Raw genomic sequence first — 18,173 nt, 5'->3', positions numbered from 1 at the left:
GCCCGCTAATGTCTGTGCACTGCCTACAAAATCCCCGGAGGGACCATGGCGTTCGGCTGGATCGACGAGCAGGCGGAACTGCGCCGCCGGGCCGGGCTCGTACGCGCCCTGCGCCCCCGGGCCGCCGACACTCCCCTGCTCGATCTGGCGAGCAACGACTACCTCGGCCTGGCCCGGCACCCGGAGGTCACCGAGGGTGCCGCACGGGCCGCGCGGACCTGGGGCGGCGGGTCGACGGGCTCCCGGCTCGTCACCGGCACCACCGAACTCCACGCCGAGCTGGAACGCGAACTGGCCGGTTTCTGCGGCTTCGAGGCGGCCCTGGTCTTCTCCTCCGGTTACGCGGCCAACCTCGCCGCCGTCACCGCGCTGGCCCCGCACGGCTCCAGAATCGTCTCCGACGCGGGCAACCACGCCTCGCTGATCGACGGCTGCCGGCTGGCCCGCGGTACGACACGGGTCGCGGCGCACGCCGATCCCGACGCCGTGCGCAAGGCGCTGGACGGGCACCGTGGGCCCGCGGTGGCGGTGTCCGACACGGTCTTCTCGGTGGACGGCGACGCCGCCCCGCTCACCGGGCTCGCCGCGGCGTGCCGGGAGCACGGCGCGGGTCTGGTGCTCGACGACGCGCACGGCCTCGGCGTGCTCGGCGACGGCGGGCGCGGGGCCCCGTACGCGGCGGGACTGGCGGGCGCCGACGACGTCGTCGTGACGGTGACGCTGTCCAAGTCGCTCGGCAGTCAGGGCGGGGCGGTGCTCGGCCCGGCCCGGGTGATCGAGCACCTGGTCAACACGGCCCGGACGTTCGTCTTCGACACGGGACTCGCCCCCGCCGCGGTGGGAGCGGCCCTGACGGCCCTTCGGCTGCTGCGACGTGAACCGGGGCGCGCGGCGCGGGCGGGCGAGGCGGCGCGGGAACTGCACTGCCGGCTGACGGCCGCGGGTCTGGAAGCGGTGCGTCCGGACGCCGCGGTCGTCTCCGTGCGTGCTCCTTCCCCGGAGCAGGCCGTGCGGTGGGCGGCCGACTGCCGGGCGGCCGGCCTGGCCGTGGGCTGCTTCCGTCCTCCTTCCGTGCCCGATGGCGTCTCACGGCTCAGACTGACCGCCCGCGCGGACCTGTCCGGGGCGGAGATCGAACGCGCTGTACGGGTGATCGGCGAGACGCGGCCATGAGTCGGCGGGGCACGGCCGTGCGTCGCCCGATGACGGGCCGACCGGTCGGGTCGTCAGCCGACCGCGGTCACGAACTCCGTCCAGCTGGCGGGGGAGAAGAGCAGCGCGGGCCCGTCAGGGTCCTTGGAGTCGCGCACGGCGAGCAGTCCGGCCAGGGGGCCGGCGGCCGGCCTGGCCGTCTCGACGCAGTTGTTCGCGCCCGTGCTGTAGCTGCTGCGCAGCCACCCCGCATCGTGTGCTGCGAGGCTGGAAGGGACGGTCCGAGGCGGTGCGGGCATCGTGCCTCCTTACGCGCCGGCGGCTGCGCCGGCGATGAAATCCAACGAATCCTCGGGTGAAAGGGCGTGGATCGAGAGGGCTTCGAAGGCCTCCGAGTACACCCGGAGGTCTTCTTTCCGCTCCAGATGGAGGCTACTCGTCAGGTGGTCGAGAACAACCACGTCCAGATCAGAAGTGCGCGAAAAAGAAAAGATTACGAAAGGACCGGTCATGCCGATGTGCGCGCCGGCACCGAACGGCAGGACCTGCAACCGCACTTGGGGGAGGCGGGCAGCCTCGGCCAGCCGGTTCAGCTGACGGGCCATCACGCCGGGGCCGCCGACCTCCCGGCGCAGCACGGCCTCGTCCAGGACCGCGCTCAGTTCCAGCGGCGGCGTCGCCCGCAGCACGTCCTGCCGGGCCAGCCGCACCTCCACCAGCGTGTCCAGACGCTCCTGCGACGCGCCCTCCAGCGCCGCCTCCGTCACCGCGCGCGCGTACTCCGGTGTCTGCAGCAGCCCCGGGATCACCGTGGTCTCCAGGGTGCGCATCGCGCTCGCCTGCGACTCCAGGCTGATGAAGTCCCGGTAGGTCGGCGGCAGCACACCGCGGTAGGCGTGCCACCAGTGGTGCCGCCCGTCCCCGTCCCCGTCGCCGGAGCCCGACAGCACCAGCAGCAACTCCCGCAGCTGCGGGTCGGCCACGCCGTAGACGTCGAGCAGCAACCGCACGTCGGGCGGTCTCACCCCGCTGGTGCCCGTCTCGATCCGGCTCACCTTCGACTGGTGCCAGCCGGCCAGCCGGGCCGCCTCGCCGCTGGTGAGTCCCGCCGAGGTGCGCAGCGCGCGCAGTTCGGCGCCCAGTTTCCGGCGGCGCACCGCGGGGCCGTGCTGCATGGGGTTCTCCTTACTCCTTCCGGGCCGCCCGGATACGGTCTCCCGTCGCAGAGTTCACCGCTTTGAGCGACAGATATATGCATATCCTGGTGGATCGCCGCCCTGCGCCGTGCGGTGATGGCAGTCTGGCGGCGAAGCACCAGTGCGGGACCGTACTCGAACCATCCGCTTCGTGTCGGACTGCGGCCCGTGGGAAAGGGACGACGTCGCCATGGCAGACCATCTGGAAGCATCCGTCACTCTGCCGAGCGATCCCGCCTCGGTCTCGGCCGCCCGCGCCCATGTGGTGGGCACGCTGGAGGAATGGGGCATGCCGGCGGGCGCGGAACTGTGCGACACCGTCCGGCTGATCGTCTCCGAACTCGCCACCAACGCGGTGCAGCACACGTTCGGGCAGTCGCCCACGTTCACCGTGGACGTCGTCCTGGTCCGTGACGAACGGGTGTACGTCGGCGTCACGGACAGCCACCCGCGGTTTCCCAGGCGGCTGCCCGCGGCGGTCCAGCAGGACAACGGCCGCGGGCTGGTCATCATCCGCTGGCTGGCCGTGGAATGCGGCGGAAGGCTCAGGATCCGCCCCACCCGGGAGGGCGGCAAGACCGTATCGGTGGAACTCCCGTGGACCGTCCGGGCCGCCGAAGCGGTCACGGCGGCCGGGCAGCAGGAGCAGTAGCCGGGCGGCGGCGCCCCGGGGCGCCGCCGCCCCGGGGTCACTTCACCCGTCCGTACCAGACGTTGGAGGTCCAGATCTTCTGCAGGCGCACCACGTCCCCGGTCTTCGGGGCGTGCCAGATCTTGCCCTTACCCGCGTAGATGCCGACGTGGTAGACGTAGCTGCCCGAATGGAAGAACACCAGGTCTCCCGCCCTGCGGCTCTTGGCGGAGATGTGGCGCGTCTTGTTGTACTGCTGGGCGGCGGTGCGCGGCAGCTTCTTGCCCGCCTTCTTGAACGAGTACAGCGTCAGGCCCGAGCAGTCGAACCTGTACGGCCCCGTGGCGCCCCACTTGTAGGGCGAGCCCTTCTTGGAGGCGGCGATGTTCAGCGCCTTGGTGGCCGTGCTCGCCGCGGCCGCCTCCGAGGCGGCTCCGGGGACCACGAGGGAGCCGCCCACGGCGGCCAGGGTGAGGGCCGAGGCCGTGCCGGCCCGGGCCATGAGAGACGGGACACGATTGAGCGCAGTCATGCGCAACCCTTCGTCAGCCGCCTGTGAAGGATGACCTGTCGGATTCGGGCTGGCGAAGTTGCCCGGCCGCACGTGTGCGGCTTCACCCCAAGGACTGCTCGGAACTGACGTTCCGGCGGCCCGTCGTGCTTGGGTCCTCCACTCCTGCCGATCCACTCCTGTCGACCGGTCATCCGGGCGGCGGCAGGACTCGGCGTCCGCCCGGATCGCCCCGCCGCGGTGGCGGGGTCTTGTCGTCAGTCAGGGATCTTGGCTCATGACGCGACCGAAATCCCAACGGAACGTGGGGTTTGTGTTGTTACTCACCACTCATCCGTTCGGGTGGACGCCTCTCCGTTCGGACCTCCGCCGGAGCCCGGGGGAGCCGTGGACCAGGGACGAAAAGGGCCGTTCCGGTGGTGCGGTACGCGCGCTGCGCAACTCCGGGGGCGTGAAAACAGCAGATTCGTCTACGCCGGACGGAGGTACGCCGTTTGGTCCGTTTCGGTCCCGGCCGGGGCGCACCGCCGGCCGGGGCCGCCGCCCGGGGGCCGCGGGCGTCACCTGTCGGGGGGCGACGGCAGCGCGACCCGGGCCGTACGCCGTTCGCCGTCCAGCACCCGCAGGGCCCGGGCCAGCGTGCCGGAGTGCAGTTCGCGCTCGCCGCGCCGGTGCATCAGGGTCAGCGCGTCGCGCAGCGCGACGGCCCTGCCGACCAACGCCTGGGCGGCACGCAGTCCGCGGTAGGTGTCGCCGCCCAGGGCCGGGTTGATCCGGCCGAGCAGGTCGACGGCCTCGAGGTAACGGTCGATCAGCTCGGCCTCCGCGCGGGTCAGCGCGGGCAGTGGCGGCAGCTCCGGTGGCAGCATCCGCGGCTCACCTTCCGCCGGAGGCGGGGGACGCGCTCCTGCGGCCGGGCACGATCCGGTCCGCCAGGCCGTACTCCACCGCCGCCCTCGCGTCGAGGACCGTGTCCCGCTCGGTGTCCGCCCGGACCTGCTCCGCGGTGCGGCCGGTGTGCCGGGCCAGGATCTCCTCCGTCCGCGACCGGACGCGGACCGCCTCCTCGGCCCGGATCGCCAGATCGGCGACCTGCCCCTCGACCCGCTCCGGGAGGGAGGGCTGGCGGAGCACCAGACGGGAGCCGGGCAGCAGCAGTCGCTTGCCCGGGGTGCCGGCGGCCAGCAGCAGCGCGGCGGCGCCCTCCGCCCGGCCCAGGCAGATCGTCTCCACGTCGCAGGAGACGTGGCGCAGCGTGTCGTAGATCGCCGACATGGCGTGGAAGGAGCCGCCGGGGGAGTTGACGTAGAGCGAGATGTCCCGGTCGGGGCGGTGGTGCTCCAGGTACATGAACTGCGCCGTCACGTCGCTCGCGGAGGTCTCGTCGATCCGTGTCCCGAGGATGACGATCCGCTCCTCGAGCAGCTTGGCGTAGGGGTCCGTCGTCCGGTTCCCGGACACCGTGCGTTCGGTGGGTCCGGGCAGGACGTGACGGGCGGACGGTCGGGTCATAGGAGCCCCTCCTGTCTGGTCAGTCTTGTAAAAAATGTACAGGACGTACGTGACGTTATGATGGATTCATGACCTACGAGATTCCGGTCACCCAGGCCAGGGCTGAACTCGCCGACCTCATCAACCGCGTGGTGTACGGCGGTGAGCGCGTCGTCGTGACCCGGCACGGAAAGCCTCTCGTCGCCCTTGTCTCCGCCGATGACCTGCGACGACTCGAAGAACTCAGGGAGGTGCGGGAGCCGGTCGAGGAGCAGGTGACCAGCACGGTGGCAGGCGTCCGCGAGGTCGCGTCCGCTCCTCGCGAACAGCAGCGCTTCGGCATCGCGGCGGAGCACCGGGGGACGGCCACCTCGTAGACCCGGCGAGCAGGGCCGCGCACCCCCTCCGCCGCGGCGGAGGGAGGAACACGGTCCTTCTCGTGCCGCGGGCGGCGCCGCGGCCCGGGCGTCGGCCGGCCGACGGGAGCGGGGCTCGGCCCGGGCGTCGGCTCGGCTCTCCCCGTGCGCTCCTGCGGCGCGCCGCCGGTCAGTACGGCCCCCGGGCCGAGCACCGCCCACCGGGTCGGCGAGTTCCGGCCGCCCCTCACCCGTGTGCGCGGAGGGATCAGCTCAGCGGCATACGCGGGAAGCGGCGCTTGTCCCCCGCCTCGCGCTCGGTGTCCTCCGCCTTGGCGACGGCCGCGTACCGGTCGACGTACTCCTGCCCGGACAGGCTGAGGACGGCGTACATGATCTCGTCGGTGACGGCGCGCAGCACCGCCTTCTCGTTCTCCATCCCCGCGTAGCGCGAGAAGTCCAGCGGCTTGCCGAAACGGATCGCCACCGGGTGGATCCGGGGGATCTTCCTGCCGGGCGGCTGCGCCTCGAAGGTGCCGATCATCGCGCAGGGAATCACCGGGACGCCCGCCTTGAGGGCCATCACCGCGACGCCGACCTTGCCCTTGTAGAGGCGGCCGTCGTGCGATCGGGTGCCCTCCGGGTAGATGCCGAGCAGCTCCCCCTTGCCCAGCACGCCGAGGCCCTCCCGGACGGCGGCCTGCCCGGCCTCCTTGCCGGAGCGGTCGACGGGGATCTGTCCCGCGCAGTGGAAGAAGAACGCCGTCAGCCGGCCCCTGAGCCCGGGGCCGGTGAAGTACTCGGCCTTGGCGAGGAAGGTGATGCGCCGCTTGAGCACGGCCGGCATCAGGAAGTGGTCCGAGAACGACAGGTGGTTGCCCGCGACGATGGCCGCGCCGGACGACGGCACGTGCTCCAGGCCCTCTATCCGGGGCCGGAAGACCAGGCGCAGCAGCGGACCCAGCAGCACGTACTTGAGCAGGTGGTAGAACAAGGACACGCTCCTCGGCTCCGGCGGACGGGCGGTGCCCCCGCATCCCGGCAGGCCATCCGGCACGTCGCGGGGTGCCAGTCTAGGTCCGGGCGCCGCGGGCCGGCACCACGTCCGACGCGACGGAACGCACCGCGCCGCAGCGTTGAGCGCCCGTCAGGGGCGCGTCGCGGGGAGTAGGCTCGGACGCATGCGGATCTCCGTCTCCTCCGACATGGACGAGCCCGTGGCCCGGGCCCTCCTCGCCGAACTCCGCGAGCGCGGCCACGAGGTGCGCGCGCACGGCGCCCTGAACCCCGGGGACGACACGCACTGGGCCGTCTGCTCCGCGGCGGCCGCCCGTGAGGTCGCCGTCGGCACGGCCGATCAGGCGGTGGTCTGCTGCTGGACCGGCACCGGCGCCTCGATCGCCGCGAACAAGGTGTCCGGCGTCCGGGCCGCCCTGTGCACGGACGCCTGTACGGCGGACGGCGCGCGCCGCTGGAACGACGCCAACGTGCTGGCGCTCAGCCTGCGGCTGACGTCCGCGCCGCTGCTGACGGAGATCCTCGACGCCTGGTTCGCCGGCGCGCCCAGCGACGACCCGGAGGACCGGCGCAACGTGGAACGCACGGAACGGCTCGACCGGGAGCGCACCGGCTCCTGACGCGCCCGGACCCACCGGTCACAGACGTACCACGACCAGTGCCGTGTCGTCGGTGGCGCCGCCGGGCGGCAGCAGTTCCAGCAGCACGATGTCCGCGAGCGTCTCGGGATCCTGCGTCCGGTGCCGGCGCAGCGCCTCGGCGAGCCGCATCAGCCCCGTGTCGATGTCCTCCCGGCGCCGTTCGACCAGCCCGTCGGTGTAGAGCACCAGGGTCGCCCCCGGCGCGAAACCGGTCGTCGCCTCCGGCCGGGGCACCGGGTCGGGCTGGGCGTCGAGCGGTGGGTCGGTGGCCCGGTCGAGGAACTCCACGCGTCCGCCGCGATGGAGCAGCACGGGCGGCGGATGGCCGGCGCTGCTGTAGGTGATGGTGTGCCGGTCGAAGTCGATGAAGGTCGTCACCGCGGTCGCGGATTCGGCGCCGTCCACCACATGGGCGTAGCGGCCCACCACGTTCAGTGCCTGCGCGGGCCCGTCCGCCACGCGGGAGGCGGCGGTCAGCGCGCTGCGCAGCTGGCCCATCACCCCGGCCGCCGCCAGCCCGTGCCCGACCACGTCGCCCACGGACACGTCGATACGGTGCCCGCCCACCAGGTCGACCAGGTCGTACCAGTCCCCGCAGACGTTGAGTGCGCCCGCCGCCGGCCGGTAGCGCACCGCGGCCCGGTGGTGACCGACCTGCCGGCGGGCGGGCAGCATCGCCTCCTGCAGCGCCAGGGCCACCTCGCGCTCCCGGGCGTGCGCCTGGCGCAGCCGGTTGTTGAGCTCCTGCAGTTCACGGGCGCGCGCGTACAGCTCGGCATCCGGCGTCCGCCCCCGGCCGTCACGGAACCGGATCAGCTCGGTGACCTCCTCGACCCGGTGCACGATCAGCGCGGTCCGCCCGTCGGGGCCGGGCACCGGCGTGTTCACCGGGCTCCAGTAGCGCTCCTCCCAGTGCCCGGAGTGCTCCGGGCTCTCGATGTCGTAACGCTGCACGGCCATGGTGTCGCGCTCCCCCGTGGACAGGACCCGCAGCAGCGAGGCGCGCAGCTGGTGCGCGCCCGTCGACTCCGGGGCGCCCGGGTTGTCCGGGAAGACGTCGAACAGACAGCGGCCCACGAGGTCCTCACGGGCCCGCCCCGACCCGCGGACGAAGGCCTCGTTGACGTCCGCGTACACCAGCTCCGGGGTCAGCAGCGCCACCATGCCGGGCAGGGCCCGGTAGACCGCCGCGTAGTCGATCGGCACCTGCGTCATGGGCCATCGCCTCACTCCGGCGGTGCGGTCAGCGACTGCTCCGCCCAGATGATCTTCCCGCCGGGAACGAACCGGGTGCCCCACCGCTGGGCCAGTTGGGAGACCAGCAGCAACCCGCGCCCGCCCTCGTCCATCGCGCGGGGGTGCCGCAGATGGGGTGCGGTGGCGCCGTCGTCGAGCACCTCGCACACCAGCGCCCGCTCACGGATCAGCCGCAGCCGCACGGGGCCGCCGACGTGCCGTATGGCGTTGGTGACCAGTTCACTGACGATCAGCTCCGTGGTGAAGACCAGGTCGTCCAGTCCCCAGCGGGCCAGCTGCCGGGTGCTGGCCCTGCGGGCCTCGGCCACGACCGCCGGATCCGCGGGCAGGTTCCAGACCGCGATCCGTCCCGGGTCGAGACGTCTGGTGCGCGCCATCAGCAGGGCCACGTCGTCGTACGGCCGGTCCGGGACCAGCATGTCGACCACCGCGCGGCAGCTCGGCTCGAGCGCGGCCGTGGTGCCCTGCAGCGCCTGCCGCAGCCGTTCGCGGTCCGCCTCGTCGGGCGCGGGCTTCCCGCCGGCCAGCAGACCGTCCGTGTGCAGGACGAGCGTGCTGCCCTCGGCCAGGGTCAGCGCCACCGCGTCGAACGGCGGGCCGCCCACACCGAGCGCCGACCCCTGCGGGAGGCCGACGAAGGCGACCGCGCCGTCGGGCGCCACCACGGCGGGCACGGGATGGCCGGCGGCCGCCATCGTGCACCGCCCGTCCACCGGGTCGTAGACGACGTACAGGCAGCTGGACCCGACGGACCGGCCGGGGGAGTCCCCGGACTCCCCGTCGCCCTCGTCCCGCGCCAGCCGGGACGCCAGGTCGTCCAGATGGGCGAGCACCTCCTCGGGCGGCAGATCGATCGCGGCCAGCGTCCGTACGGCGGTGCGCAGCCGCCCCATGGCCGCGGCGGCGTCGATGCCGTGCCCCGGCACCTCGCCGACGACCAGGGCGACACGGGCGCCGGACAGCGGGATCAGGTCGTACCAGTCGCCGCCCAGACCGGTCAGCTCGTCCGCGGGGCGGTAGCAGGCGGACACCTCCACGGCGTCCTGCTCGGGCAGCCGCCGGGGCAGCAGACTGCGCTGCAGGACCAGCGCGGCGTCCCGCTCGCGGGTGTAGCGCCGGGCGTTGTCCACGCAGACGGCGGCGCGGGAGACGAGGTCCTCGGCCAGATGGAGGTCGTCCTCGTCGAAGGGGCTCTGTCGGCGGCGGAAGAACGCGGTGATGCCCAGGGTGACGCCCCGGGCCCGGACCGGGACGACCATCGCGCTCCGCAGGCCGAGCTCCAGGAAGGTGGACTCCCGGCCGTCCGGTGGTGTGGCCCACTCCGGGGCGAGCGGGTCGAGCTGCTCCTGACGCCAGGACCGGCCCGTGGTCAGACAACCCACCGGCGGGGAACCCACCGGGTACGACAGGAGCGCCCCGGTCTCCGTGGCCGTCCGCGGCAGGTCCTTGTGCAGCGACCGCTGGCCCGCCCGGCGCAGCGGCACCCGGTCGGAACCGGTGAGGGGGTCCGGCGGGACCTCGGCGCCGCGCAGCACCGTCTCCAGCAGGTCCACGACGACGAAGTCCGCGAGCTCCGGCACGGCCACGTCCGCCAGTTCCTGCGCGGTGCGCACCACGTCCAGGGTGCGGCCGATGCGTTCGCCGGCCCGGTCGAGCAGGGCGAGGCGCTGCCGGGCGCGGTGTCGTTCGGTGACGTCCACGACGGTGTAGTACACGCCCATCGGACGGCCCCGGTCGTCGTCGAGGCGGGTGAACGACAACATGTGCGCGGTCTCGCGCAGCGGCGCCGAGCGGACCCGGCCGACGTGCTCGTAGTCGAGCACCTGTTCGCCGGTGTCCAGTACGTGCCGCATCCGGGCCTCGACCGCCTCGGCGTCCATCCCCGGCTGGACGTCCGCGAACCGCAGTCCCAGGCGCCGCCCGGCCGGCCCGCCGCCGAACTGTTCGAGCGCGGTGTTGGACCACACGAAGCGCAGCTCCGTGTCCACGATCGCGATGCCGATCGGCGTACCGGCGACCATCTGTTCCAGCACGGCGCGGCTCATGTCCCAGCCGGCCGAGCCGGCCAGCTCCGACAGCAGGACCAGCAGCGACGAACAGCCCCGCGGCTCCACGGCCGGCGTGATCCGCGCCGTCACCGCGACCGGCCGCCCGTCCCGGTGCCGGGCCGTCAGCAGGCCCGCCCAGTCGCCGTCCGACCGGCACCGCTCGACCAGGTCCGGCACCCGCTCGGCGTCCTCGGGAACCAGCAACTCGGCGAACTTGCGGCCCACGGCCTCGGAGGCGCGGTGCCCCAGCAGCCGCTCGGCTCCGCCGGTCCAGCCCGACACCATGCCGTGCGGATCGAGCAGCAGGGGAGCGGCGTCGGCCACATCGAACCCCTGCCGGGCATCGTCCTGCTCCTTGTGTCCGCCCACGGCCGACCTCTCTGTCGCTGAGAGTGGTCTACCCCCTCTTGCCCCCATCTTCACCCTTGGGGCGGTACGGGGCCCTCTGGGGTACGCCGTCCCCTTCCGGACCCGGAAGGGGACGGCGGCGGCTCAGGACTGCCGGGCCAGGACCTTCTCCACGGTGTGCAGGGCGCTCTGCAGCTCCTCCGCCGTGACGGTCAGGGGCGGGGCCAGGCGGATGGTGGAGCCGTGGGTGTCCTTGACCAGGATGCCCTCCCGCATCAGGCGCTCACTGACCTCGCGGCCGGTGCCGAGCGCCGGGTCGACGTCCACACCCGCCCACAGACCGCGGGAGCGGAAGCCGACCACGCCCCTGCCGACGAGCGACTCCAGGCCTTCGCGCAGGATCCCGCCCAGCTCCGCCGCCCGGCGCTGGAACTCGCCCGTCTCCAGCAGCTCCACCACCGCGGTGCCGACCGCCGCGGCCAGCGGATTGCCGCCGAAGGTCGATCCGTGCTCCCCCGGACGGAGCACCTGGAGCACCTCCCGCCGGGCCACCACCGCCGACACCGGGACGATGCCGCCGCCCAGCGCCTTGCCGAGCAGGACGACGTCCGGGACGACCGACTCGTGCTCCACCGCGAGCGTGCGGCCCGTGCGGCCCAGACCCGACTGGATCTCGTCCGCGACGAACAGGCACCCCGCGCGGCGCGTCAGCTCACGCACCCCGGCGAGGTAGCCGTCGTCCGGGACGATCACCCCCGCCTCGCCCTGGACCGGCTCGATCAGCACCGCCGCCGTCGTCTCGTCGACCGCCGCCTCCAGCGCCGCCAGGTCGTTGTACGGCACCACCCGGAAACCCGGGGTGAAGGGCCCGAACCCGGTCCGCGCGACCTCGTCCGTCGAGAAGCTCACGATGGTCGTCGTCCGGCCGTGGAAGTTGTCCGCCGCCACCACGATCGTCGCCCGGTCCGCCGGGACGCCCTTCACGTCGTAGGCCCACTTGCGGGCCACCTTGATCCCGCTCTCCACCGCCTCGGCGCCGGTGTTCATGGGCAGCACCATGTCAAGACCGGTCAGCGCGGCCAGCCGCCGCGCGAACTCGGCGAGCCGGTCGTTGTGGAACGCGCGCGAGGTCAGCGTGAGCCGGTCCAGCTGGCGGTGAGCCGCCTCGGTCAGCGCCGGATGCCGGTGTCCGAAGTTGAGTGCCGAGTAGCCGGCCAGCATGTCGAGGTACCGTCGGCCCTCCACGTCCTCCACCCACGCGCCCTCCGCGCGGGCGACGACCACGGGCAGCGGATGGTAGTTGTGCGCGAGGACCGGCTCCTCCGCGCCGATCAGCTCGGCGGACGTACGTGCGGGGACGACAGCAGTCATGAGCGGATCTCCTGTGTGCAGCACTTGATGCCCCCGCCTGCCTTGTGGAACTCGGACAGGTCGACGGGAACGGGGACGTAGCCGCGGTCGGCGAGCCGGGCGGCGAGGGCCGTGGCCCCCGGGGAGACGAACACATGGCGGCCGTCGGAGACGGAGTTCAGCCCGAACGCCGTCGCGTCCTCACGGGTCGCGAGCACCGCGTCCGGATACAGCCGGGCCAGCACCTCGCGGCTGCCCGGCGAGAACGCCTCCGGGTAGTACGCGATGTTCTCCTCGTCCAGTACGAACAGCGCCGTGTCCAGGTGGTAGAAGTACGGATCCACCAGCGTCAGGCCGATCACCGGCATCCCGAAGAACTCCTGCGCCTCGCGGTGTGCCTCGGGGGCGGTGCGAAAGCCGGTGCCGGCGAGGATCCAGCGCCCGGCGGGCACCAGGTCGCCCTCGCCCTCGCACACCGACCCGGGATGGTGCACCTCGTACCCCTCGGCCTTGAACCAGGCCTCGTACGGCACGGACTCCGGGCGCCGCTCGGGCGCCAGGAACAGGGAGCCGAAGACGCGGCCCGCCACGACGACCGCCGCGTTCGCGGCGAACACCATGTCGGGCAGCCCGGGCTCCGGCTTCACGGTCTCCACGGTATGGCCGTGGTCGCGGTAGGCGTCGATCAACGTCCGCCACTGGCGTCGGGCGAGGGCGACGTCGACGGGACGGTCGGGATGCATCCAGGGGTTGATCGCGTACCGGACGGCGAAGTGTCTGGGTTCGCAGACGAGGTATCGCCGCCGGGACGCCACACGGAAGTCGGGCACAGAGGGGTTCCTCCGCTTCCACGCGGTCTCGGCAGGGGGTGAGACCACGGTAGGAAGCGGGCGGTACGAGCGACAAGGAACGAGAGCTGCGTGTTCGCGCAGGAACGCTGCGCAGTTCCGCGGCTCAGCGCACGTCTGATGCGCCCTGCGGCGCGGGCTGGCTCACTCCTGCCTCAGGACTGTCCGGCAGCAGGTGGGACAGCACCATCACGCTGATCGTCTTCCGGATGAACGGCTCCTGGCGGATCCGCTCCAGCACCTCCTCGAAGTGCTCCACGTCCCGCGCCCGCACGTGCAGCAGCGCGTCCGCACCGCCGGTCACCGTCATCGCCGCGGCGATCTCCGGATGGTTGCGCACCACCTCCGCCAGCCGCCGGGGCGGCGCCGCCCCCTCGCAGTACACCTCGACGTACGCCTCGGTGCGCCAGCCCAGCGCCGACGGCCGTACCGTCGCCGTGAAACCGGTGATCACCCCCGTCCCGCGCAGCCGGTCCACCCTGCGCTTGACGGCTGTCGACGACAGCCCGATGGCCGCGCCGATCTCGGCGAAGGAGGTCCTGGCATTCGCCATCAGCGCGGTGACGATCTTCCGGTCGAGTTCGTCGAACGACGCGGGCCTGCTGTTCATGCGGGCACTGTATCCAGCGCGAACGCCCACGTCCGGGGCATGTCCAGACGTGGAAAACCCCCCTACACTCCACCTTCATGCTGCGCGCCCTCGCCGTCGACGACGAACGCCCCTCGCTGGAGGAGCTGCTCTACCTGCTGAACGCCGACCCCCGCGTCGGCAGCGCCGAGGGCGCCGGTGACGCCACCGAGGCACTGCGCCGCATCAACCGCGCCCTGGCCTCGGGGCCCGACGGGCCCGAGGCCATCGACGTCGTCTTCCTCGACATCCAGATGCCCGGACTCGACGGCCTCGACCTCGCCCGGCTGCTCAGCGGGTTCGCCCGGCCGCCGCTCATCGTGTTCGTCACCGCCCACGAGGACTTCGCCGTCCAGGCCTTCGACCTCAAGGCCGTCGACTACGTGCTCAAACCCGTCCGCAAGGAACGGCTGGCCGAGGCCGTCCGCCGCGCCGCCGCGCAGCGCGCCGCCGCCCCGCGCATCCCCGTGCACGAACCCGACCCCGACCACATACCCGTCGAACTCGGCGGTGTGACCCGCTTCGTCGCCGTCGACGACATCACCCACGTCGAGGCCCGGGGGGACTACGCCCGCCTGCACACCGACCGGGGCAGCCACCTCGTACGGATCCCGCTCTCCACCCTGGAGGAGCGCTGGCGCTCCCGCGGCTTCGTCCGCATCCACCGCCGTCATCTGGTCGCCCTGCGCCACATCGGCGAACTCCGGCTCGGCGCGGGCACCGTGAGCGTCCTGATCGGCTCCGAGGAACTCCAGGTCAGCCGCCGGCACGCCCGCGAACTGCGGGACCTGCTGATGCGCCGGACCACGAGTTAGGCAGGGGAGCGCGCATGCCACAGGACCCGACCGAACGCCGCGTGGTCGTCACCGGCCCGCCCCGCCGTACCCTCCGCTCCTCCGGCTACTACCGTCCGCGCACCGAGATCGACGAGCAGACCACCCTCGGCCACACCTACGTCCGCTCCCTGATGCGCATCCAACTGCGCACCGGACTGGTCGTGTTCGCCGTCCTCGCCCTGCTCGTCGGACCGCTCCCGCTGGTCTTCGCCGCCGTCCCCGACGCCCGCCGTCCGGAGTGGGCGGTGCTCGGCTTCGGGCTCTACCCCCCGCTGGTCCTGCTCGCCCGCTGGTACGTGCGCCGCGCCGAACGCAACGAACGCGACTTCGTACGGCTCGTCGAGGACCGCTGAGACCGGGACGTCCCACGCCGTGAACTCCACCTACGCCGTGCCCGCCGTCGCCCTCGTCGTCCTCGCGACCGTCCTCGTCGGCGCCTTCGGCCTGCGCGTCTCCCGCACCACCTCCGACTTCTACGTAGCCTCCCGCACCGTCGGCCCCCGCCTCAACGCGGCCGCCATCAGCGGCGAGTACCTCTCCGCCGCCTCCTTCCTCGGCATCGCGGGACTCGTCCTCGTCCAGGGCCCGGACATGCTCTGGTACCCGGTCGGCTACACCGCCGGCTACCTGGTGCTGCTGCTGTTCGTCGCCGCCCCGCTGCGCCGCTCCGGCGCCTACACCCTGCCCGACTTCGCCGAGGCCCGGCTCGCCTCGCAGACGGTACGGCGGCTCGCGGGCGCCTTCGTCGTCGGCGTCGGCTGGCTGTACCTGCTGCCGCAGCTCCAGGGCGCCGGGCTCACCCTGGCCGTCCTCACCGGAGCGCCCGGCCGGCTCGGCGGCGTGATCGTCGCCGTGGTGGTGACCGTCATCGTCGGCGCGGGCGGCATGCGCAGCATCACCTTCGTGCAGGCCTTCCAGTACTGGCTGAAACTCACCGCCCTGCTCGTCCCCGCCCTCTTCCTGATCGCCGCCTGGCAGAGCGACGGCGCCCCCAGCCACGCCTTCGACGAACCGGCCGCCTTCCGCGAACAGCGGGTGGTCCACGTCGACGCCACCCTCGACCTCCGGCTCGAGAGGCCGCTCACCGTCACGGTGGACGGCACCGTCGACGGCCGCGACCTCGAGGGCGCCGAGACCGGGCTGTCCGCCGGTACCCACCGCATCGGCGGCGGCACCCGGCTCACCTTCGCCGAGGGCGCCGAGGTCCCCGCCGCCGGACGCGGCACCGACGACGCCCTGTCGCCCTCCCGCGCCGAGTCCCATGAGGAACGCCCGCTGTACGCCACGTACGGACTGATCCTCGCCACCTTCTTCGGCACCATGGGACTGCCCCATGTCGTGGTCCGCTTCTACACCAGCCCGCACGGCGTGGCCGCCCGCCGCACCACCGTCGCGGTCCTCGGCCTGATCGGCGCCTTCTACCTCCTCCCCCCGGTCTACGGAGCCCTCGGCCGTCTCTACGCGCCCGAGCTCGCCCTCACCGGCGACGCGGACGCCGCCGTCCTGCTCCTGCCCGGCCGGATGGTCGGGGGGACGGGCGGCGACCTCCTCGGGGCGCTGGTCGCCGGGGGCGCCTTCGCCGCGTTCCTGTCGACGGCCTCCGGCCTCACCATGGCAGTGGCCGGCGTGCTCACCCAGGACGTGCTCCCCTCGCGCGGGGTAAGGCACTTCCGGCTCGGCACCGTCCTCGCCATGGCCGTGCCGCTCGGGGCGAGCCTCCTGGTCGGCGGACTGCCGGTGGCCGACGCCGTGGGACTCGCCTTCGCCGTCTCCGCCTCGTCGTTCTGCCCGCTGCTCGTCCTCGGCATCTGGTGGCGCCGGCTGACCCCGCCCGGCGCGGCGGCCGGGATGCTGGTGGGCGGCGGCTCCGCGTTCGCCGCCGTCGCCGCGACCATGGCCGGCTACCCGGGCACGGGGCCCTGGCACGCCCTGCTCGCCTGGCCCGCGCTCTGGTCGGTGCCGCTGGGCTTCCTCACCATGACCCTGGTGTCCCTGGCCACCCCCGGCCGGGTGCCGCCCGGCACGGCGGCGGTCCTGGCCCGCTTCCACCTGCCGGAGGAACTCCGTACGGAGGCGCCCGCGTGAGCGGTTTCCTCGCCGGTCTGCTCGTCGCCGTCCTGCCCCTGCTGGCCGCGGGGTTCTGGATCGGCCGGCGCACCGCCCGCCCCACCAGCCTCGCCGGGCTCGGCACCCCGGTCGAGCACGCCACCTTCGAGACCCTGCACACCGCCTCCCTGGCCACGCCCCCGCTGCGGGCCGGCCTGACGGAGGAGACCGCCGGCAGGTCCGCCCGCAAACTGCGCTCCCTGCTCGGCACGGACGCCCTCTGCCTCACCGACCGCGACCAGGTACTCGTCTGGGACGGCGTCGGCGCCCACCACCGCGCCGAGATCATGGAACGCCTCGGCGGCCCCCTCGACACCGGCCGCGGCGAGGCCTTCCCGCTCACCTGCGACATCCCCGACTGCCCGGTGCGCTGGGCGGTCGTCGCCCCGCTCACCGTCGACGACCGGGTGCACGGCGCGCTCGTCGCCTGCGCACCCCGCGAGTCCGCCGTCCTCGTCCGGGCCGCCGGGGAGGTCGCCCGCTGGGTCTCCGTCCAGCTTGAACTCGCCGACCTCGACCAGTCCCGCACCCGCCTCATCGAAGCCGAGATCAGGGCCCTGCGTGCCCAGATCTCCCCGCACTTCATCTTCAACTCGCTCGCCGTGATCGCCTCGTTCGTGCGCACCGACCCCGAGCGGGCCCGCGAACTGCTGCTGGAGTTCGCCGACTTCACCCGCTACTCGTTCCGCAGGCACGGCGACTTCACCACTCTCGCCGACGAGCTCCACGCCATCGACCACTATCTGGCGCTGGTGCGGGCACGCTTCGGCGACCGCCTCTCCGTCACGCTGCAGATAGCCCCCGAGGTGCTGCCGGTCGCGCTGCCCTTCCTCTGCCTCCAGCCGCTGGTGGAGAACGCCGTCAAGCACGGCCTGGAGGGCAAGGCCGACACGTGCCGCATCCAGATCACCGCGCGGGACGCCGGCGCCGAGGCCCTCGTCGTCATCGAGGACGACGGCGCCGGGATGGACCCCGGCCTGCTGCGCCGCATCCTCGCCCGCGAGGTCAGCCCCACCGGCGGCATCGGACTGTCCAACGTCGACGACCGGCTCCGCCAGGTCTACGGCGACGACCACGGCCTCGTCATCGAGACCGCCGTCGGCGCGGGCATGAAGATCACCGTCCGGCTGCCGAAGTACCAGCCGGGCGTGCACCTGACCGGGCGGCTCACCCCGAAGTGAGGCAGGCCGCCCGGACACTCCTCAGGCGCTGCGGGTGGCGACCATCCCCAAGGTGATCAGCCCCAGGACGACCCAGCCGAACCACAGCCAGCCGTTGCTGCCGAGCGCCACCGTATAGGCCGTCACGGCGACCAGACCGCCGACGGTGAGCACTCCCATGGTCTTCGTCGACGTGGAACCGTTCGTGGAACCGGGCATCGCGACACCCTCCTCATGGTTCGGCTTCCTCCATGGTGCCCCCGTTCTGCCTCCTTACGGCGCACACGACGACACGTGTGCCCGATTTCCAGGACCCCTCACTGGTCCACGACCCCGCTCGTGGACCGACGGGTCGTAGCCGTGGTCACGCGGCGGAACGTCGCGCGCACACGCCGTGTCCGACTCGGTGCGCGCCCCGGCGAGCGTGACGTCCTCGTCCAGCCGGGTGAACCCGAGCACCTGCGCGTCGTACGTCCCGTCGCAGGGCGCCGGCCACGCCTCAGGGCGGGACCGTACGTCCAGGCGATTCCGCCGTTGCGCCGTCGCCGTCCCGGCGAACGCCGTCCCCGGGCGGCCCGTGCACCGGCCCGTGTCCCG

The 18,173-nt window shown here is 73.0% G+C and carries 20 protein-coding genes and 1 riboswitch; of the genes, 8 read left to right on the top strand and 12 right to left on the bottom strand.

Annotation, left to right across the window (positions count from 1 at the left end):
* Window positions 1–45 precede the first annotated feature (45 nt).
* Window positions 46–1,173: an 8-amino-7-oxononanoate synthase gene (locus KYY02_RS18035; RefSeq protein WP_371238999.1), complete on the top strand. Its 1,128-nt coding sequence runs from the start codon at window positions 46–48 to the stop codon at window positions 1,171–1,173.
* A gap of 53 nt (window positions 1,174–1,226) precedes the next feature.
* Here the strand turns inward: KYY02_RS18035 and KYY02_RS18030 are convergent, their stop codons facing one another.
* Window positions 1,227–1,451, bottom strand: a complete 225-nt coding sequence (locus KYY02_RS18030; protein ID WP_371238997.1) for a DUF397 domain-containing protein — start codon at window positions 1,449–1,451, stop codon at window positions 1,227–1,229.
* Between the two features lie 9 nt (window positions 1,452–1,460).
* The gene (locus tag KYY02_RS18025; protein WP_371238995.1) at window positions 1,461–2,327 is read right to left on the bottom strand and encodes a helix-turn-helix domain-containing protein; all 867 of its coding nucleotides are present in this window, start codon (window positions 2,325–2,327) and stop codon (window positions 1,461–1,463) included.
* 211 nt (window positions 2,328–2,538) lie between these two features.
* Between KYY02_RS18025 and KYY02_RS18020 the strand changes: the two genes are divergently transcribed.
* Window positions 2,539–3,000, top strand: coding sequence for an ATP-binding protein (locus tag KYY02_RS18020; RefSeq protein WP_371238993.1), 462 nt, complete (start codon window positions 2,539–2,541; stop codon window positions 2,998–3,000).
* Window positions 3,001–3,037: 37 nt separating this feature from the next.
* Here the strand turns inward: KYY02_RS18020 and KYY02_RS18015 are convergent, their stop codons facing one another.
* The 3 genes from KYY02_RS18015 to KYY02_RS18005 all read right to left on the bottom strand — a co-directional run bounded on the left by KYY02_RS18015 (window position 3,038) and on the right by KYY02_RS18005 (window position 5,002).
* Window positions 3,038–3,511, bottom strand: a complete 474-nt coding sequence (locus KYY02_RS18015; protein WP_371238992.1) for a C40 family peptidase — start codon at window positions 3,509–3,511, stop codon at window positions 3,038–3,040.
* Window positions 3,512–3,514: 3 nt separating this feature from the next.
* Window positions 3,515–3,704: riboswitch (cyclic di-AMP (ydaO/yuaA leader) on the bottom strand.
* A gap of 346 nt (window positions 3,705–4,050) precedes the next feature.
* Window positions 4,051–4,359, bottom strand: coding sequence for a hypothetical protein (locus KYY02_RS18010; protein ID WP_371238991.1), 309 nt, complete (start codon window positions 4,357–4,359; stop codon window positions 4,051–4,053).
* Window positions 4,360–4,366: 7 nt separating this feature from the next.
* Entirely contained in the window at window positions 4,367–5,002 is a 636-nt protein-coding gene (locus tag KYY02_RS18005; protein WP_371238990.1) for an ATP-dependent Clp protease proteolytic subunit, read from the bottom strand.
* 68 nt (window positions 5,003–5,070) lie between these two features.
* Here KYY02_RS18005 and KYY02_RS18000 point away from each other — a divergent pair, with 68 nt between their 5' ends.
* Complete coding sequence (locus KYY02_RS18000) at window positions 5,071–5,358, top strand: type II toxin-antitoxin system Phd/YefM family antitoxin (RefSeq protein WP_371238989.1); 288 nt, start codon at window positions 5,071–5,073, stop codon at window positions 5,356–5,358.
* Between the two features lie 247 nt (window positions 5,359–5,605).
* On the opposite strand, the gene KYY02_RS17995 is transcribed toward KYY02_RS18000, so the two are convergent.
* Window positions 5,606–6,331: a lysophospholipid acyltransferase family protein gene (locus tag KYY02_RS17995; protein ID WP_371238988.1), complete on the bottom strand. Its 726-nt coding sequence runs from the start codon at window positions 6,329–6,331 to the stop codon at window positions 5,606–5,608.
* Window positions 6,332–6,518: 187 nt separating this feature from the next.
* Here KYY02_RS17995 and KYY02_RS17990 point away from each other — a divergent pair, with 187 nt between their 5' ends.
* Window positions 6,519–6,974, top strand: coding sequence for an RpiB/LacA/LacB family sugar-phosphate isomerase (locus tag KYY02_RS17990; protein ID WP_371238987.1), 456 nt, complete (start codon window positions 6,519–6,521; stop codon window positions 6,972–6,974).
* Between the two features lie 18 nt (window positions 6,975–6,992).
* Here KYY02_RS17990 and KYY02_RS17985 read toward each other — a convergent pair whose 3' ends face one another.
* The 5 genes from KYY02_RS17985 to KYY02_RS17965 all read right to left on the bottom strand — a co-directional run bounded on the left by KYY02_RS17985 (window position 6,993) and on the right by KYY02_RS17965 (window position 13,456).
* Complete coding sequence (locus KYY02_RS17985) at window positions 6,993–8,210, bottom strand: PP2C family protein-serine/threonine phosphatase (protein WP_371238986.1); 1,218 nt, start codon at window positions 8,208–8,210, stop codon at window positions 6,993–6,995.
* A gap of 11 nt (window positions 8,211–8,221) precedes the next feature.
* Entirely contained in the window at window positions 8,222–10,669 is a 2,448-nt protein-coding gene (locus tag KYY02_RS17980; RefSeq protein WP_371238985.1) for a SpoIIE family protein phosphatase, read from the bottom strand.
* Window positions 10,670–10,792: 123 nt separating this feature from the next.
* Window positions 10,793–12,019, bottom strand: a complete 1,227-nt coding sequence (rocD, locus tag KYY02_RS17975; RefSeq protein WP_371238984.1) for an ornithine--oxo-acid transaminase — start codon at window positions 12,017–12,019, stop codon at window positions 10,793–10,795.
* Entirely contained in the window at window positions 12,016–12,828 is an 813-nt protein-coding gene (gene ddaH / locus KYY02_RS17970) for a dimethylargininase (protein WP_371238983.1), read from the bottom strand. The genes rocD and ddaH overlap by 4 nt, the downstream gene beginning before the upstream one ends.
* A gap of 124 nt (window positions 12,829–12,952) precedes the next feature.
* Complete coding sequence (locus tag KYY02_RS17965) at window positions 12,953–13,456, bottom strand: Lrp/AsnC family transcriptional regulator (RefSeq protein ID WP_371238982.1); 504 nt, start codon at window positions 13,454–13,456, stop codon at window positions 12,953–12,955.
* 77 nt (window positions 13,457–13,533) lie between these two features.
* Between KYY02_RS17965 and KYY02_RS17960 the strand changes: the two genes are divergently transcribed.
* The 4 genes from KYY02_RS17960 to KYY02_RS17945 are packed head-to-tail and all read left to right on the top strand — an operon-like array spanning window position 13,534 to window position 17,597.
* Window positions 13,534–14,289, top strand: coding sequence for a LytR/AlgR family response regulator transcription factor (locus KYY02_RS17960; RefSeq protein WP_371238981.1), 756 nt, complete (start codon window positions 13,534–13,536; stop codon window positions 14,287–14,289).
* A 14-nt stretch (window positions 14,290–14,303) separates the two neighbouring features.
* Complete coding sequence (locus KYY02_RS17955; RefSeq protein ID WP_371238980.1) at window positions 14,304–14,663, top strand: hypothetical protein; 360 nt, start codon at window positions 14,304–14,306, stop codon at window positions 14,661–14,663.
* Window positions 14,664–14,682: 19 nt separating this feature from the next.
* Entirely contained in the window at window positions 14,683–16,395 is a 1,713-nt protein-coding gene (locus tag KYY02_RS17950; RefSeq protein ID WP_371238979.1) for a sodium/solute symporter, read from the top strand.
* Window positions 16,392–17,597: a sensor histidine kinase gene (locus KYY02_RS17945; protein ID WP_371238978.1), complete on the top strand. Its 1,206-nt coding sequence runs from the start codon at window positions 16,392–16,394 to the stop codon at window positions 17,595–17,597. Before KYY02_RS17950 ends, KYY02_RS17945 begins: the two co-directional genes overlap by 4 nt.
* 21 nt (window positions 17,598–17,618) lie before the next feature.
* Here KYY02_RS17945 and KYY02_RS17940 read toward each other — a convergent pair whose 3' ends face one another.
* Window positions 17,619–17,795, bottom strand: a complete 177-nt coding sequence (locus KYY02_RS17940; RefSeq protein WP_030822347.1) for a membrane protein — start codon at window positions 17,793–17,795, stop codon at window positions 17,619–17,621.
* Window positions 17,796–18,173: the final 378 nt, after the last annotated feature.

Origin of the sequence: Streptomyces pimonensis (genome assembly GCF_041380215.1) — a bacterium.
Classification (GTDB): Bacteria; Actinomycetota; Actinomycetes; order Streptomycetales; family Streptomycetaceae; genus Streptomyces; species Streptomyces pimonensis.
Note: the sequence above shows the minus strand (reverse complement) of the source record. Positions and strands in the feature narration are given on the sequence as shown.

Coding starts and splice junctions, on each gene's coding strand:
- KYY02_RS17965 (WP_371238982.1), bottom strand. CDS start 13,456: ATGAACAGCAGGCCCGCGTCGTTCGACGAACTCGACCGGAAGATCGTC.
- KYY02_RS18015 (WP_371238992.1), bottom strand. CDS start 3,511: ATGACTGCGCTCAATCGTGTCCCGTCTCTCATGGCCCGGGCCGGCACG.
- KYY02_RS18030 (WP_371238997.1), bottom strand. CDS start 1,451: ATGCCCGCACCGCCTCGGACCGTCCCTTCCAGCCTCGCAGCACACGAT.
- KYY02_RS18010 (WP_371238991.1), bottom strand. CDS start 4,359: ATGCTGCCACCGGAGCTGCCGCCACTGCCCGCGCTGACCCGCGCGGAG.
- KYY02_RS18025 (WP_371238995.1), bottom strand. CDS start 2,327: ATGCAGCACGGCCCCGCGGTGCGCCGCCGGAAACTGGGCGCCGAACTG.
- KYY02_RS17960 (WP_371238981.1), top strand. CDS start 13,534: ATGCTGCGCGCCCTCGCCGTCGACGACGAACGCCCCTCGCTGGAGGAG.
- KYY02_RS18005 (WP_371238990.1), bottom strand. CDS start 5,002: ATGACCCGACCGTCCGCCCGTCACGTCCTGCCCGGACCCACCGAACGC.
- KYY02_RS17990 (WP_371238987.1), top strand. CDS start 6,519: ATGCGGATCTCCGTCTCCTCCGACATGGACGAGCCCGTGGCCCGGGCC.
- KYY02_RS17985 (WP_371238986.1), bottom strand. CDS start 8,210: ATGACGCAGGTGCCGATCGACTACGCGGCGGTCTACCGGGCCCTGCCC.
- KYY02_RS18035 (WP_371238999.1), top strand. CDS start 46: ATGGCGTTCGGCTGGATCGACGAGCAGGCGGAACTGCGCCGCCGGGCC.
- rocD (WP_371238984.1), bottom strand. CDS start 12,019: ATGACTGCTGTCGTCCCCGCACGTACGTCCGCCGAGCTGATCGGCGCG.
- KYY02_RS17940 (WP_030822347.1), bottom strand. CDS start 17,795: ATGCCCGGTTCCACGAACGGTTCCACGTCGACGAAGACCATGGGAGTG.
- KYY02_RS18000 (WP_371238989.1), top strand. CDS start 5,071: ATGACCTACGAGATTCCGGTCACCCAGGCCAGGGCTGAACTCGCCGAC.
- KYY02_RS17955 (WP_371238980.1), top strand. CDS start 14,304: ATGCCACAGGACCCGACCGAACGCCGCGTGGTCGTCACCGGCCCGCCC.
- KYY02_RS18020 (WP_371238993.1), top strand. CDS start 2,539: ATGGCAGACCATCTGGAAGCATCCGTCACTCTGCCGAGCGATCCCGCC.